We start from the raw sequence: 16,401 nt of genomic DNA, 5'->3' as shown, positions 1-16,401 counted from the left end.
TTCAGCCAAAAACGCGTCGAGCAAAACTCACCAGCGCTATTTGTACAGACTTGGCTGAATCGTCGGGCTATCCCCTCGGAGACGAGCGGCGGTATTTGCTCTCGATCAATCGGATCCGATTGATCGTATTTATCGTCTGGATGGCGAGGGGATCACCAGATATTGGGGGCTCGTCCTTGGGGAGTAGCTACCCGCTGTAGCGGGGTTGTCGCCAACATTCTTGAGCCATCGGCTCATGGCGGCAGCAGTAGGTTCGTCCTGCCCGGCGAGACCAATGATGCTGCACTCCGCTTTGTGGCCACGGGTGCATGTATCATCTGGTTTGCTGGCCCTGAGTAATGACGTGATGCCCGGAATTCTGACGCTCGGTGCTTTGGGCGCAAGCCTGTCTGTCGATGCCTTTGCGGCTGCGCTGGGCAAAGGGGCGATCGAAGGACGAGCGCGCCTTCGCGATGCGATCAAAGTCGGCATCGTGTTCGGCTTCTTCGAGGCGTTGACGCCGGCGCTCGGTTGGCTGCTCGGCTTTGCGCTGAACGAGTGGATCGCCGACTATGACCATTGGGTCGCGTTCAGCCTGTTATTCGCAGTCGGCGCCTATACGATCCGGGAAGCCTGGACGAGCGAAGGCGAAGCGGCACAGGGTGACAGCGAAACCAAGCCCAGCCTGCTGCGGCTTGCTGCAACAGCGATTGCGACGAGCGTCGACGCGGCAGCCGTCGGTGTCACCCTGGCCCTGATGGACGTCAATATTTGGGCTGCCTGCATGGTCATCGGCGGAACGACCACATTGATGGCAACCATCGGGGTCATGCTGGGCAAGCACATCGGGCCTTACCTCGGCCGGTATGCGGGCATTCTTGGCGGCTTCGTCCTGATCGCTATCGGTGGGGTGATCCTGGCTCAGCACCTGTCGTCTTGACGTCCCGGTGGAGCAGGAGCGCGGCCGGAATATCGCGGAGCGGTCATTGCCCGCGCGTCTTCGCTGGAAGAACAGCCTGAAAGCCGCCGTTCCGCGGTGTCCATCGCCTGGCGATCCACTGTCGCATGGCCTTTCCGCTGCTCCGCGACGTGGCTTTGACACACGGGGCGCAGGGGCGACGATCACCAGGCGAGCGAAGGGCTGTTGTCGGAATCAGCAACGCACCACCGGCCTGGCCCATGCCCCCGGGGCGGCTCGGGGGGAGTGCCTTATCCGTGCAGCCCCCTTGCGGCGTTCAGAATCGGAACCAAACGCCTCCGGTGGCGCCGCGCTCGCGCAGTGCGTTTTTGCCGCCCACCGTCGCCAGCCCGCCGACCTGGAGCGACCAGCGGTCGCTGAGATCATAGGCGGCATTCAGAAAGGCGTTGTGATAGCGATAGGCCTTGAACACGCCCCGACCTGCCCCGTCCGACCAGCTGTTTGACCATAGGGTGTAGAGCAGCACGCGCTTGGCCGGACGGATCCCCAGAGTCGCATCGGCCCGGAATTCGTTGGGCGGATCGCCCTCGCGCACGCGGTAGCCACCCTCCAGATTGACGAAGCCGGGCAGATGGCCGAGCGAGAAACTCGCGCCCCCCAGCGCGCGCACGTCATATTCCGCGTCCGTGCTGCCCACCTGGGCCAGGGCATCGCGGCGCCGGGCACCCGGAATCCGTGCGGTCGCCTGAAGCGAGCCGACCCAGTGCACGCCGCCGGCCATGCGGTAGCGCGCGCCCACCTCGGTATAGCCCAGCCCGGTCGTATCGTCGCCGTTACCCTGGATGCCGACATGACGGAAACTCGGCGCGGCGATCAGCGTGAGGTCGTCGGTCACGCCATATTCCCCAAGCAGATAAAGCTCCTGCTTGTCGTAATCGGGAATATCGGTGGTCTTGCCGTCGGCATCGAAGCCGCGATCGCTGTGCGAATAGACGCCGGTGATGAGCAACTGCCCCTTTCCCTTGGGCATCGTCCAGGCCGACGCGTCGGCCTTGGTGGCGTGAACGAGGGTGAAGGAAAGGATGGCGACGGCCATGGCGGACAGGGAGGCGCGTTTCATGGGAGGGTATCCATTTGGGGGGAGGGAAGGTCGGCCATGTGCCGTTGCTGCTCCTCAAGCAGCGTGATCATCTCGCCGGGCAGCAGCAGAAGCTGGTCGCCGCTCGCGATATCGACGACTGCGTCCAGCGTGACATGGACGTCGCGTGCCGATGCGCCGTGCGACAGCTTCAGCGCGTCGACGCGCGCCAGCGCGGCCTCGCCGAATGCCACCATGCCCATGGGGTCGACGTTGGGGGCCACCGACAGGAACAGTGCGTCGTCGAACAGGCCCATGACCGCGCCCATGGGGGCCGGCACGTCGCAAAGCGCCATGGACAATTGGCGTATCAGGCCGGTGGCGGCCGCCGCGCCATGTTCCAGTCGATAGGCGTCCAGCGCCCGGACCTGCAGCGCGCACAAGGTCGTCGCTGCGCCACTGTCGGCGGCAAGACGGAGTTCGGCGTCGAGCAGCGAGCGATTGGCGATCAACAGGTCGGGAAGGAAGCCACTCGGGTCTTCCGGGGCTGCGGTCTTGGCGCGCAAGGCACGCTCCCGCGCGCGGCGGCGGTCGATCTCCCGCTTGAAACGCAACGCGGCGCGGGTGCGGGCGAGAAGGTCGATCGGCCTGAACGGCTTCGTCACATAGTCGTTGGCCCCTGCGACGAACGACTGGTTGAGGGACGAGGCATCGTCCTGGCCACTGACCATGATGATCGGCACGTCGCGATATTGGCCGGAGGAGCGGATCGCGGCACAGGCCTCTATGCCGTCGACGCCCGGCATCAGGATGTCGAGCAGGACGCAGTCGAAGGCGGGGGCCGTCGGACCTTCGTCGATGCCGAGCAGGTCATAGGCGTGATGCGCGTCGCTGGCGCCCACCACCTCCGCAAAGCCCCCCTGGGCCAGTGCCAGGATGCCGGCGTTGCGGGCCTCCGCACTGTCATCGACCAGCAGAATGCGCGGGATTTTCATGGAAGCTCCGACCTTTCTGTACGCGCCCATACCCGCCAGCCGCCCTGGTCGAAGGCGAGCCGGTAGCCGGGCAGGCCCTGCTCGAACAGATGCGGCAGGCTCCGGCTGATGGCATCGTCACTCTCGCCCGGACGATGCTCGCGTACCGCGACGGCGGGCGCGAAGACGCGGTGGGCGATCACCGAGACGCCAAAGGCCGGCGCCCGGCTGGTCAGCAGACCATCGGCGCTGCCGCGTGCGGCCACCACGGCCGGGTGGGCCAAGGCGTCGATCATCACGTCCTGGCGTCCCGCCAGATAGCGGCCGAGCGCACGATCGGCAGACATCGCCCCCGACCGTCCCGCCATGATCCGAGCGATCGGGCTGTCCAACTCGGCCCCGGTGCCCAGCAATACCAGCGCGGCGACCAGCGCCCCGGCCAGGATCCACCCTCCCGCCTGACGCATCTTCGCCGCCGGCCAGCGGGTCGAAACCGCCGCGACGAAGCCCAGGGTGGGGATCAGGATTTCCCCGGGGTTTCCGACGATCCCGCTTGCCCCGACCAGGATCGACGCCAGCATCAGGCCGGCCAGCGTTGCGACGGCGCTTTCGCGCAGCGCATGCGGCACGGCGGGCGTCATCGACACCCGGACGGCGATCACCGCGACGCCCGCCGTCACGACCGGCGCCAGCGCCGCGATCACCCAGCTCTGGGACGCATCCGTGTGCACCACGTGATAGGCATCCCAGATGACGACGGCCAAGGGGGTGTGGAGCAGGATCGCGGAAAGCGCGAACAGGCACAGGACGGAGAAGAGCAGCGGGAACAGCAGGACGACGTAGGTGCCGACATAATGCCGCTCCGCCAGGTCGCGCGGGACCCCGAGGATCAGGAAAGGGATGGTGCCGACCGCGATGACCGCGCCCTGTGCACCTGTCATCGCCAGCATCGGCAGCGCCAGCGTCAGCGCGATCGTGTCGTTGATGCCGGTGATGGTACGGGTATCCATCATGCCCCGGCCCAGCACCCAGCAGCCCCAGACAAGCAGCAATGTCTGCGGGCCTTGCGCGACGGCGGCGATCGACAGCGGATGCAGGGCCAGCAGCAGGATGAGGACCAGCACCGTCTTCGTGGGCGTGCCCCGGTTGGTCAGCGACCGCCCATAGCGGGCCGCGAGCCCGCCGAACAGCAGCGCATCGATCAGCGCGACGGGGTCCAGTCCCAGCGGCCGGCCGAGCAGCTCACCGAACATCAGAAGGATATAGGGCAGGGGCGGATAGCTGGCGAGCAACGCCGTGGGATCGGCCTTGCCCGCCGCAGACAAGGCCGCGCGCCCCGCCAGTTCCGCAGTGCCGTCCGGCCACAGCCCCAGAGCACTGATCCGCGTGGCCAGGTGATAGCTCGCCACGGCGACCAGGATCGCGAGAAGCGTCGACGGGGCGACCTGGACGCGGGCGAACATCGGCGACCGCCAACGCCAACTCCCGATCGCGGCGGCGGGCCAGGACACGCCGATCATGCCGTCTGCTCCGCCAGCGCGCTGGAGACTTCGTCGGCGGTGAATTTCGACAGGCCGTGCTGGGTCTTTTCCCAGTAGAATGGCCGGGTGACGAGCTGCCATGCCCCTTTCCACGCGGCCACGGAAAGCAGCACCCAGTACCACATCACCGTCAGCGCATAGGGTGCCAGTTCGACCCAGCGTCGCCGGAACGGGGCAAGCATCATCAGGAAGATGAACATGCCGTTCCCGATCAGCAGGTTCAGCATGCTCATGTAGAGCAGCGCGGGCGGAAAGACGATGTCGAAGCCCGCCGTCTGCGTCACCGCCCAGAAGGCAAAGACCGCCCAGAAGATCGGGTTCAGCAGGCCGGAGAGAACCGTTCCCCCCAGGAAGCTGACAAAGCCCAGCGTTCCCAGCGGGCCGACCGTCTTCATCAGGTGCAGTGGACGCCGGGTGTGGACCAGGCACGTCTGCATATAGCCCTTCATCCAGCGCGAACGCTGCCGCACCCAGTTGCCGTGCGAGACATTGGCTTCCTCATAGGTGGTCGAATCGACCAGGCCGACGCGATACCCCTTCTGGGTCATGCGGATGCCCAGATCGGCGTCTTCGGTGACGTTGAACGGGTCCCAGGCGTGAAGCTCGCGCAGCACCTCGATCTTGAAATGGTTGGAGGTGCCCCCCAGCGGGATCGGGATGCCCAGCCGCTCCAGACCGGGCAGCATTAGGTCGAACCACAGCGAGTAGTCGAGCGTGAACATCCGCGTCAGCCAGTTTTCCGACGCGTTGAAATAGTTCAGGCGGCACTGGATGCAGGCGATGTCGGGCGGCGATCGCCGGAACGCGGCCACCACCTTGCGAAGCTGATCCGGCTCCGGCTTGTCCTCGGCATCGAAGATCACGAGATATTCGCCGCGCGCGAAGCGGAGCGCGTAGTTGCATGCCTTGGGCTTGGTCTGGGGCTGTGACGGCGGCACCCGGACGATCTCGAAGATGCCCTCCAGGCCCAGCCGCTTCGCCGCTTCGATCGTTTCGTGATCGCCCTCTTCCAGGACGATCTTGATATCCAGCTTGCCCAACGGATAGTCGAGCTTGCGCAGCGCGCCCGCCAGGATCGGCAGCACCTCCGGCTCGCGGAACATGGGCACCAGCACGGTGAAGACCGGCAGATCCTCGTCGCGCAGCAGTCGTGCCTCCATCGCCACTGCCCGGTGCCGGTCATGGCTGCGTCGCCCGCCCGCCCAGACCAGCACGCCGCGAAACACGAAATTGCCGAGATAGAAGGCGCTGAGGATCGTGTTGACCATGATCAGCGTCGGGGTGGTGGCGAATCCCAGACCCAGGCACAGCAAGGTCAGCCCCGCCCAGGCAACCAGTAGCTGTCCCCGGGTGAACACCGTCCGCGCCGACATTTCCGGGTCGGCATCCGCCAGTTCGTGGACCGCCCGGTGCGAATGGCGCGCGCTGAAGACCTTTTGCAGGGACCACAGGACGTCGAATTTCGCGGTGACGACCATGTCGATGTTCGAACCCCAGCGCCGCCGCGCATAGAGAACCGCCTCCGGTCCCAGATGGGCGGTGACGACGACCATCCGCCCGTCCCGCATACGCCAGGGCATCGTCAGTTCGCGCATATAGTCGTCGACTTCCGCCTCGATCAGCAGCGTCTCGTCGGGCGGATCGGTCTGCAGATTGACGAAGGTCATCCCGAAGCGCCGGGCCGCCGCACGGTGAAAGTCCTGCGGCGTCATCCAGCGACGCGCCATGACCACATCGGACAGCGACCGATCCCATTGCTCCATCAGGTCCAGCGCTTCGTCGCATTGCTCGGACGACAGGAAGCCGCTTTCGACCAGGAAGTCGGCGGTCCAGGAATCCCCGACGGTCAGGCGGCCCATGCCGGGGCCTCCGCTGCCGTCACGCGCTTGGGCAGCCGGCGATAGATCACCGCCAGGCCGCCGCTGGCCGCCACCCAGACGATCAGGAGGAACCAGCGCCAGAGGCGCATCGCGCGGAGCGACCCGTCGGCATCGACGCCGGGTTCGTAAGCGGGATGCAGGGTCCGCATGTCGCTATCCGACGAAAACGCGATCACCCTTCCCGAGCGGCCGAAGATGGCGACATCGCCGCCGTCCAGATCCAACAGGGGCGGCACGTCACGGCCCGGGCGTACCCAGATGACGGGACGATCCCCGGCCCGCAGGACCTGCACGACGGTCAGGTCGGCCAGCACGTTCGGCGCGATGAGCGGGACACCGTCCTGACGGACAAGACCCACCGGGCCCAGGTCGAAGCGTATGGGGGCGACATGGCCGGACGGTGGCTGTCGCGCAATGACGACGCGCCCCCCGCCTGTGGCGAGCGGGCGGCTCCTGGGCGCCAGGGCGGCGCGGATGCGGGTGGCGAACGCCGGGTTGACGTCCCGTCCCTGGGCGATCGTCAATCCCGCCCGATAGCGGGTGGCGAGTTGCGCGAAAGTTGCATCGCCGCGGGCGGCTCCGTGATCCTGCCGCACCGGGCCCATGATCCGCGTGGCCGCGGCGAGGGCATGGCAGCGAGGCGTACCGCAATTCGGGACATAGGCGGCGACCTCGATCAGGCTGCGCATCGACAGCAAGCGTTCGTCCACATCGGCGCGCAAGGTAACGCGGCCATCCGCGCGCAGCTTCGCCCGTGCCACCACGACACCGTTGATCGCCATGGAAACCCAGGGCCGGATCGCATCGCGGCCCGCACGACCGCGTATGTCGACCGTCACGGCGGATAGGCGCGAACGGGCGGGCAGATCCCGCATGTCGATGACGTCCTGCCCGATCACGATGCGGGCCGGGGCGCTGGCTGCGGGCGGCATGACGGCCCCCGTCAACGAGGCAAGATAGAGGATTGCCGACATATGGGTTCGATCACGACCAGCGGCGACCCAGAGAGCAACGCCCGCTGGTCAATCGAGGCGTTCTGCCATTTCTCTCGCGATCATATGGTATTACGGAAACCATGTGACGCTATTGCCAGAAGATAGTTAAGACTTTGCTTGTCATGTGCTGGTCGATCGACTGGGCGGTGGTCGGCGCAAACTGCTCATGATTCTGAGTTATTTTCGATCTCGACATGGTGCGGCGATGATTGCTGGTCTGCAAATGCGGAGATGCGGGTCATGCGAAGATCGGCGTGCCGGGCATATTGGATTGGGATGAAACGGAAATTCTGGCGGGGCCGCGTCGGATGAGCCGTCATGGTCCGCCTGGAGCATGGCGAGTGCGGTGGCTTTAGACGGGCTCGTCGTATCTTTCGTCGGAGCGTGCCCCGCCCGGCCGAGACCCATTCTGCGCCGATTTCAGCCCGCGCCTCGCTTCGGCATAGGAAATCCATTCGGGGCGGGTATGATCGTCGGGATGGAGGCATAAGGGGGCTATCGTGTTCGATCCTTCGCGAAGGCTGCGCATCCTTCCGATCCGTCCGCGGACGATCTTCCTCTCGGTGGCGGCGCTGGTCGCGTCACCAGCGATCGCCTCGCAGGCGGGGGGCGATGGCGGGGGCGACTGTTTCGCCATGGCCGCGCCGATGGCCGATGCAATACCCTGCATCGATCCCGGCCATGGCAAGAATGCGGATCGGCCACGCCAGGAACCCGACAAGTCCAAAAGGGGCAGCGAGAAGAAGAGGATGCAGGTCGATCGGCCCGTCCCCGAGGCAACATCTGTTCCCCTGTCGAAATCATGATGGTCGATGCCCCACCGTCAGGCTTGATCGTCGCTGCGACATAGAGTTTTGCCGGATCGTGATGGAGTGATCGTCTTCCCTTCATGAATGGGAAGTCGTGGCATGATGGATTGATGAATTATGAGCCATGCGCGTTTCCCGTAACCTGGCGTTCAGGCGGCCGAAGACACATCCCGTCGAAATACGTTTGGGGACATCGCCATGGCCAGATCATGTTTTTCAGCCGCGTTTGTCTTGGCCGCCCTGGGATCGGCGACCCCGGCATGGGCGCAGATCGCCGTCGGGATACACGTCAATCTGGCGCCGCCGCCCTTGCCCGTCTATGTGCAGCCCCCCGTGCCCGGCCCCGATTATATCTGGACGCCGGGATATTGGGCTTGGGACGATATCGCCAATGCCTACTATTGGGTGCAGGGGGCGTGGATGCTGGCGCCGCGGCCGGGGCTGTTGTGGACGCCGCCCTGGTGGGGGTGGCAGGGCGGCGTCTATGTCTTCCACAGCGGCTATTGGGGGCCGCATGTCGGCTTCTATGGCGGCGTGCCTTATGGGTTCGGCTATACCGGCTTCGGCTTCCAGGGCGGCTATTGGCGTGGCGGCCATTTCGCCTATAATTCGACGGTCACGAACATCACCAATGTCCATGTGACCAATATCTATCGGCAGAATGTCGTGGTGAACCACGTCACGCGGATCAGCTATAATGGCGGTCCCGGCGGCCTGGCTGTGCGGCCGACCCCGCAGGAGGTGATGGCCGCGCACGAAGCGCATGTCATGCCGAATGGGCGCCCGATGGCCCCCATGGCACCGATCGCGGGTTTCCATGGCAATCCTCACGGCTTCGGCGTCCCGAATGGGCGGGCTGGGCCGGTCCCGATGAGCCTGGCCCGCATGAACCCCGTGGCACCGCATGTCGCCGGCGGTCCGCCGATGGTGGCGGACACTCCGATGCCGATCGTGTATCGCGGGCATGGCGCAGCTGGTCATGTTCCTCCGGCTCCGGTGGGTGCGGCGCCCCCGGTCGCCTTCGCGGCGCGGCAAGGCGCTTGGCGTGGCCCGGCACCGTCGCCTGGCGCAAGGCCGTCATGGAGCTATCATGCCCGGTCGATCCAGCCGCCGCAGGCGCGGAACTGGAGCGGCGCGCCCTATGGGCCGCCAAGGATGGCGTTCCACCCCGCGCCTCCGCCACGACCGGCACCGCATCCGCCGCATGAGGATCATCACCCGAAGCATTGATCGCGACCGTCCATGGCCTCTTCCGCATGGGGCGGTTCCACTGTTCGCTTCGCTCAATAACTCTCACCAAGATACTCGGCTTTACTCTGCAAACCTTATGTCGCCTTATGCGTAGATCGCAGGCCGCCGACGGCATGGTTTGGCGCGCGAATGGAATGCAAGGAGTGGACATGGCTTCCCAGATCGAAGAACGGCAGGGTCCCAATGCAGGCGAATGCCCGGTCGCGCATGGCGGCGGCGGCGGAAATAACGGCGCAGGCAAGCGTGGCGGCGGCGGTGGCCGGGGCGGCCATAGCAACAAGGACTGGTGGCCGGAGCGGCTGCGCCTGGAGGGGCTCAACCAGCACAACCCGCGTTCCAATCCGCTCGGCGAGACTTTCAACTATGCCGAGGCGTTCGCGGAACTGGACCTCGACGCACTGATCGCCGACCTGCATGCGCTGATGACCGACAGCAAGGATTGGTGGCCCGCCGATTTCGGCCATTATGGCGGCCTGTTCATCCGCATGGCCTGGCACTCGGCCGGCACCTATCGCACCACCGATGGTCGCGGCGGCGCGGGCGGCGGGCAGCAGCGTTTCGCACCGCTCAACAGCTGGCCGGACAATGCCAATCTCGACAAGGCGCGGCGTCTGCTCTGGCCGATCAAGCAGAAATATGGCGCGAAGATCAGCTGGGCCGACCTCTATGTGCTGACCGGCAACGTCGCGCTGGAATCGATGGGGCTCAAGACCTTCGGTTTCGCGGGCGGCCGCGCCGACACCTGGGAGCCCGAAGAACTGTACTGGGGCCCCGAGGGAAGCTGGCTGGGCGACGAGCGCTATTCGGGCGAGCGGCAGCTTCACCCCGCGCTGGGTGCGGTCCAGATGGGCCTGATCTACGTCAACCCGGAAGGCCCCAACGGCACCCCCGATCCCGTCGCCTCGGCGCGCGACATCCGTGCGACCTTCGCGCGCATGGCGATGAACGACGAGGAAACCGTCGCGCTCAACGCCGGTGGCCACACCTTCGGCAAGACGCACGGCGCGGGCGACCCCTCGTTCGTCGGTGCGGAGCCGGAAGGCGCAGTGATCGAGGATCAGGGCCTGGGCTGGCGTTCCAAACATGCCACCGGCTTTGGCGGTGATGCGATCACCTCCGGCCTGGAAGTGACGTGGAGCCAGACGCCCACCCGCTGGTCGAACAACTATTTCCGCAACCTGTTCGAATATGAGGACCAGTTCGAACTGACCAAGAGCCCGGGCGGCGCCTGGCAGTGGGAGGCCAAGTCCGCCCCCGCCGACGTGCCGCACGCGCACGACCCGTCGAAGAAGCAGCATCCGCGGATGCTGACCTCCGACCTCGCGATGATCAAGGACCCGGAATATCGCAAGATTTCCGAGCGCTTCTACAAGGACCCGGCCTATTTCGCCGAAACCTTCGCGCGCGCCTGGTTCAAGCTGACCCATCGCGACATGGGGCCGGTCGAGGGCTATCTCGGGCCGCTCGTGCCCCAGGAGCCGTTGATCTGGCAGGATCGCGTCGATCCACTCGACCATCCGGTCGTCGATGAGGCGGACATTGCGGACCTGAAGGCGAAGATCCTCGGCACCGGCCTGTCGGTCCCGGCGCTGGTCGGCGCGGCCTGGGCCTCGGCCTCGACCTATCGCCGGTCGGACAAGCGTGGCGGCTCCAACGGCGGCCGCGTGCGGCTCGCCCCGCAAAAGGATTGGGACGTCAACAACCCGGCCCAGCTCGCGGACGTGCTGGCCAAGCTGGAGGCGATCCAGGCGGACTTCAACGCCTCGGCCACCGGCGGCAAGAAGGTTTCGATGGCCGACCTGATCGTGCTGGGCGGCTGCGCGGCGGTCGAGAAGGCGGCGAAGGATGGTGGGGTCGAGGTGACCGTGCCGTTCACGCCGGGCCGGATGGACGCGCGCGAGGACCAGACCGACGCCGAATCCTTCGCGGTGCTCGAACCGATGGCGGACGGCTTCCGCAACTATCGCCAGGGGCCGCAGTTCATGGCGCCGGAGGAAGCGCTGGTCGATCGTGCCCAGTTGCTGAACCTGAGCGGTCCCGAGATGACCGTGCTGGTCGGTGGCCTGCGTGTCCTGGGCGGCAATGCGCCGGGTGTGACCGAAGGCGTGTTCACCGACCGCGTCGGCACCCTGTCGAACGACTTCTTCGTGAACCTGCTCGACATGGACACGGAGTGGGAGCCGACCGAGGACAAGAACCGCTTCGCCGGTCGGGATCGTCGCACCAAGGAGCATGTGAAGACGGCGACGCGCGTCGACCTGATCTTCGGCTCGCATTCGGAACTGCGCGCCTTGGCCGAGGCCTATGCCTGCTCCGACTCGAACGCGCCGTTCGTGCGCGATTTCGTGAAGGCGTGGGACAAGGTGATGAACGCGGGTCGCATGGACATCTGATCCGGCGACCCGAATGGGAAGGGAAGGGGGCGTGCCGCAGGGCGCGCCCCTTTTTCGTGGTGGCATCGTGCCTTTCGACGCTTCGCGCGATCCCCCCCTTTTTCTCCCGCCGATGATGGGGGCGAACGGGATGAATGGCACGCTAATGGCACGCCTCTGCGATATTAGGGCATGACACCGCCGCCCACCGTCTGTTAGCCCTGTGGCCATGCCCGTTTCGGCCGCCGCCTCCGCCCGCGAGATCCTCGTTCGCCTGCACGACGTGATGGCGTCGCGCGCACCCGCTCAAGCCAAGCTGAACCAGGTCGTCCAGATCATCGGTGAGGCGATCGGCAGCGAGGTCTGTTCGATCTACCTCCTGCGCGAAGGCGTGCTGGAGCTGTTCGCGACGCGCGGCCTTGCGGAAGAGGCGGTGCATGTCACCAAGATGGCGCTGGGCGAGGGGCTGGTCGGTACGATCGCCGAGGACGTCGAGGTGCTGAACCTCGACGAAGCCGCCAGCCATCCCGATTTCGCCTACAAGCCGGAGACGGGCGAGGATCGCTTCCACAGCTTTGCGGGCGTGCCGATCATCCGGCGCGAGCGGGCGGTGGGCGTCCTGGCGGTCCAGCACAGCGATCCGCGCAAATATGCCGATGTCGAGATCGAGGCGCTGCAGACCGTCGCCATGGTCCTGTCCGAGCTGATCGCCAATGCCGGCCTGATCGACGCGGCGGGCGCGGCGGGTGCGCGGCCACAGATGACCGCCTCGATCCGGCTGGGCGGACAGAAGCTGGTCGATGGCATGGGCAGCGGCTTTGCCGTCTATCACCAGCCGCGCATCGTCATCGAACATACGGTGGCCGAGGATATCGATGCCGAACGTCGCCGCGTCTATGCCGCGTTCGACAAGATGCGCGAGCAGATCGACCGCATGGCGCGCGAGGCGGAGTTCGGCGTCGGCGGCGAGCATGTCGAGGTTCTCGAGACCTACAAGATGTTCGCCTATGACGAGGGCTGGACGCGCCGGATCAACGAGGCGATCGACAGCGGCCTGACCGCCGAGGCCGCGATCGAGCGGGTGCAGCAGCGCACGCGCCAGCGGATGCGCCAGATCGACGACCCGCTGCTCGCCGACCGGATGCACGATCTGGAGGATCTGTCCAACCGGCTGCTCCGCATCGTCTCGGGCCAGATGGGGACCGCGGCGCAACTGGGGCTGCGGCAGGACACGATCCTCCTCGCGCGCAATCTGGGACCGGCCGAACTGCTCGAATATGACCGGCGGCGATTGAAGGGCGTGATCCTGGAGGAGGGATCGCTGACCGCGCATGTCATCATCGTCGCGCGTGCGATGGGTGTGCCGGTGCTGGGCCGCGTCCGGGAGATGCGGCGACAGATCGCCGAGGGCGACCAGTTGCTGCTCGACGTGGCCGAGGGCAGCGTCCTGGTCCGCCCGACCTCCGCGATGGAGGAGGCGTTCGAGGCCAAGCTGGCGCTGCGCCAGAAGCGGCGCGCGGCCTTTGCGGCGTTGCGTGACGTGCCGCCGGTGACGAAGGACGGCCGCCGCATCACCCTGATGGTCAATGCCGGGCTTCGCGACGATGCCGCCGCGCTCGACACCACGGGCGCGGACGGGATCGGGCTGTTCCGCACCGAATTCCAGTTCCTCGTCTCCGCCACCCTGCCACAGCGCGAGCGGCAGCAGCGGCTCTATCGCGACGTGCTGGAGGCGGCGGGCGACCGGCCGGTCATCTTCCGCACCATCGACATCGGCGGGGACAAGGCGCTGCCCTATCTGAACACCGATGCCGCCGATGAAGAGAATCCGGCAATGGGCTGGCGTGCGCTGCGGCTGGCGCTGGAGCGCGAAGGGCTGATGAAGGCGCAGGCCCGCGCCCTGATCGAGGCGGGGGCGGGGCGCACGCTGCACATCATGTTCCCCATGGTGTCGGAGGCGTGGGAGTTCGACGAGGCCAAGCAATTGTTCGAGGCCCAGCGCGCCTGGCTGGGCGCGCGCGGACGCCGCCCGCCGACCGACGTGCGCTACGGCGCGATGCTGGAGGTCCCCGCGCTCGCCGAGCAGCTCGATCTGATCCTGCCCAATATCGATTTCCTGTCGATCGGCACCAATGACCTGACCCAGTTCCTGTTCGCCGCCGACCGTGCCAATCCCAAGCTCGCCGAGCGCTATGACTGGCTGAGCCCCTCGATCCTGCGGTTCATGCGCAGGGTGGTCGAGCCCTGCCGTGCGGCCAATGTGCTGCTGGGCGTATGCGGCGAGATGGGCGGCCGTCCGCTGGAGGCAATGGCGCTGATCGGGCTGGGCATAGACCGCCTGTCGATCACCCCGGCGGCGGTGGGGCCGGTCAAGGCGATGATCCGTTCGCTCGATCAGGCCGCGATCACGCGGGAGATGACGCGCCTGCTCGCGCATCCGGTCCGCGACATGCGTGGGGCGCTTGGTGCCTGGGCCGCGACGAACGGTGTCGAATTGGCATGATTCAGGTCGGGTGTTCGCGTTGACTTGATCCCAGCCGTCTGAAAGAACGACCGCGATCATGGGGTGGGCCATGGTCACTTCGGAGTTGAGAATGGACGAGGTCAATCCCGGCCACGATGCCGCACCGGCGGCACCTGCCCGCGCCGGTGACGTCCTGCGCGCGGCACGCGAGGCGCAGGGGCTGTCACTCGGTGACATCGGCGCACGCACGCGTGTTCCCAGTCGCCATCTCGCGGCGATCGAGGCATCCGATTACCAGAGCCTGCCGTCGGCCACCTATGCGGTCGGCTTCGCCAAGGCCTATGCCCGTGCGGTCGGCGCCGACGAGGTCGCGATCGCGCAGGCGGTGCGTGCCGATGTCGACCGGCTGGGCCGCCGCGTGGCCGAATATGTGCCGCAGGACATCGCCGACCCCGCCCGCGTGCCGTCCCGCGGGATCGCGGTGCTGGGCGTCGGACTGGCGCTGGCGCTGCTGATCCTGGCCGGGCTTTGGTATGGCACCGATCTGTTCCGCCGGGACCATAGCGCGCAGGACGTGCCCGCGCCGACCCCGCTGGCCAGCGCGGCACCCACGCCCCAGGTCACGCCGACCGCCGCGCCGGTGACGGCTGGCAAGGTGGTCCTGACCGCGAATGGCGACGTCTGGCTGCGCGTCTATGATGCGGACAATGTGACGCTGAAGATGGGGACGCTCAAGCCCGGCGAGCAATATGAGGTTCCGGCGGATGCCAAGGGACCGTTGCTCAATGTCGGGCGCCCGGACAAGCTGACCGTCACGCTGAATGGCACGGCGATCCCGCCCCTGGGTGACGGATCGCGCGCGGTCAAGGATGTGCGGATCGACCCTGCCGCGATCGCGGCGCGCCTGTCGGGGCAGGCGGCGCCCGCCGCCGCGTCCTTGACGCGCGTGGACCGCGGCGCGGCGCGGGCCCGCCCCCTTCGTGCCTCGGCCCGGCCGACGGGCGGTGAGGGGAATGGCGAAGCGGGTGGCGCGGCGGCGGACGCCCCGGCGCCCGCCCCGTCGTCGACGCCTGCCGCGCCGGCGCCGGCACCGGCGAATCTGTAGGGGCCAATCTTTCAGGCTGGAGACAGCCGGGGCGGGGCATGGACGGCCGCTGTTCCTTCAACAACCAGCCCGCCCAAGGGGTGAAATCGATGCGTAACCTGTTGCTGGCCGGTGTCGCGGCCGTGATGATCCTGCCGACCGCCGCCATGGCCCAGTCCAATGTCGAGGGCCGCGTCGGCAAGCTTGAAAGTGAGATGCGTGCCGTCCAGCGCAAGGTGTTCCCGAACGGCCAGGGCCAATATGTCCAGCCCGAGATCACCGCCCCCCAGACCCAGGCACAGGCCCCCGGCGTACCCGCGACGAGTGCGCTGGCCGACCTGAGCTCGCGCGTGACCTCGCTGGAGGAGCAGATGGCGACGCTGACCGGCCAGATCGAGCAGAATGGCTATCGCCTCCGCCAGGTGCAGGAGCAGTTCGACGCCTATAAGCGCGCGACCGATGCGCGGTTGAAGGCGTTGGAAGCCGGTCCCGCACCGATCGCGCCCGCCGGGCAGAGCGCGCCGCTCGACACGCCCGCGCCGACCGGCTCGCCCCGTCCGGGCAAGAGCCCGGCCGCGCCTTCCGTGGTGACCGGCGACACGGCGACCGCGGTTCCGGCGGCGGCGGGTGGTTCGGCCGTCGAGAAGCCTGCGACCGGCGACGCGGCGGAGGACGCCTATCTCTATGGCTATCGCCTTTGGCAGGCCAAGCGTTACCCCGAGGCCGAGGCGCAGTTGAAGAAGGTGGTGGCGGATTATCCCAAGAGCCGCCGCGCCAGCTATGCGCAGAATCTGCTGGGCCGCACCTATCTCGACTCGGGCAAGCCCAGCCTCGCGTCGATGGCCTTTTATGAGAATTACAAGAAATTCCCGGACGGCGAGCGGGCGCCAGACAGCCTTCTCTATCTGGGCCAGGCGCTGACCAAGCTGAACAAGCCGGCCGATGCCTGCAAGGTCTATGACGAACTGAGCGACGTCTATGGCGCCAAGCTGTCGGGGTCGATGAAGGGACAGGTCGCGGCGGGGCGGACCGCCGCCAAATGCCAGTAAAGGGCT

Annotated in this window: 12 protein-coding genes; 7 read left to right on the top strand and 5 right to left on the bottom strand. The window is 66.8% G+C overall.

All coding sequences use genetic code 11. The features are described from left to right. Positions 1-274 precede the first annotated feature (274 nt). Complete coding sequence (locus ABDV78_RS15565) at positions 275-919, top strand: manganese efflux pump MntP family protein (RefSeq protein ID WP_343528353.1); 645 nt, start codon at positions 275-277, stop codon at positions 917-919. Positions 920-1,214: 295 nt separating this feature from the next. On the opposite strand, the gene ABDV78_RS15560 is transcribed toward ABDV78_RS15565, so the two are convergent. From ABDV78_RS15560 to ABDV78_RS15540, 5 genes are read right to left on the bottom strand one after another with little or no spacing between them, the layout of a single operon-like run. Next, positions 1,215-2,018, bottom strand: coding sequence for a hypothetical protein (locus ABDV78_RS15560; RefSeq protein WP_343528352.1), 804 nt, complete (start codon positions 2,016-2,018; stop codon positions 1,215-1,217). Further along, on the bottom strand, positions 2,015-2,971 hold the full coding sequence (locus ABDV78_RS15555; RefSeq protein WP_343528350.1) for a response regulator: 957 nt from the start codon (positions 2,969-2,971) through the stop codon (positions 2,015-2,017). Before ABDV78_RS15555 ends, ABDV78_RS15560 begins: the two co-directional genes overlap by 4 nt. Next, complete coding sequence (locus ABDV78_RS15550; protein ID WP_343528349.1) at positions 2,968-4,470, bottom strand: hypothetical protein; 1,503 nt, start codon at positions 4,468-4,470, stop codon at positions 2,968-2,970. Before ABDV78_RS15550 ends, ABDV78_RS15555 begins: the two co-directional genes overlap by 4 nt. Beyond that, complete coding sequence (locus ABDV78_RS15545; RefSeq protein WP_343528347.1) at positions 4,467-6,350, bottom strand: glycosyltransferase family 2 protein; 1,884 nt, start codon at positions 6,348-6,350, stop codon at positions 4,467-4,469. Before ABDV78_RS15545 ends, ABDV78_RS15550 begins: the two co-directional genes overlap by 4 nt. Next, complete coding sequence (locus ABDV78_RS15540) at positions 6,338-7,345, bottom strand: hypothetical protein (RefSeq protein WP_343528346.1); 1,008 nt, start codon at positions 7,343-7,345, stop codon at positions 6,338-6,340. The genes ABDV78_RS15545 and ABDV78_RS15540 overlap by 13 nt, the downstream gene beginning before the upstream one ends. A 521-nt stretch (positions 7,346-7,866) precedes the next feature. On the opposite strand from ABDV78_RS15540, the gene ABDV78_RS15535 reads away from it, so the two are divergent. The 6 genes from ABDV78_RS15535 to ABDV78_RS15510 all read left to right on the top strand — a co-directional run bounded on the left by ABDV78_RS15535 (position 7,867) and on the right by ABDV78_RS15510 (position 16,395). After that, a complete protein-coding gene (locus ABDV78_RS15535; RefSeq protein WP_343528345.1) occupies positions 7,867-8,172 on the top strand; it encodes a hypothetical protein in 306 nt (101 codons plus the stop codon). Between the two features lie 234 nt (positions 8,173-8,406). Continuing rightward, positions 8,407-9,405, top strand: coding sequence for a hypothetical protein (locus ABDV78_RS15530; RefSeq protein ID WP_343528344.1), 999 nt, complete (start codon positions 8,407-8,409; stop codon positions 9,403-9,405). Positions 9,406-9,575: 170 nt separating this feature from the next. Further along, complete coding sequence (katG, locus tag ABDV78_RS15525; RefSeq protein WP_343528343.1) at positions 9,576-11,819, top strand: catalase/peroxidase HPI; 2,244 nt, start codon at positions 9,576-9,578, stop codon at positions 11,817-11,819. Positions 11,820-12,027: 208 nt separating this feature from the next. After that, positions 12,028-14,301, top strand: a complete 2,274-nt coding sequence (gene ptsP, locus ABDV78_RS15520) for a phosphoenolpyruvate--protein phosphotransferase (RefSeq protein WP_343528342.1) — start codon at positions 12,028-12,030, stop codon at positions 14,299-14,301. 91 nt (positions 14,302-14,392) lie between these two features. Further along, a complete protein-coding gene (locus ABDV78_RS15515) occupies positions 14,393-15,367 on the top strand; it encodes a helix-turn-helix domain-containing protein (RefSeq protein WP_343528341.1) in 975 nt (324 codons plus the stop codon). Positions 15,368-15,456: 89 nt separating this feature from the next. Beyond that, positions 15,457-16,395 (top strand): tetratricopeptide repeat protein, encoded by a 939-nt coding sequence (locus ABDV78_RS15510; protein ID WP_343528340.1) that lies wholly within the window; start codon positions 15,457-15,459, stop codon positions 16,393-16,395. The last annotated feature ends 6 nt before the right edge of the window (positions 16,396-16,401 follow it).

Source organism: Sphingomonas sp., from assembly GCF_039594485.1.
Taxonomy (GTDB): Bacteria; Pseudomonadota; Alphaproteobacteria; order Sphingomonadales; family Sphingomonadaceae; genus Sphingomonas.
The sequence above is the reverse complement of the archived record's forward strand: the minus strand, read 5'-3'. Positions and strand labels throughout refer to the sequence as shown.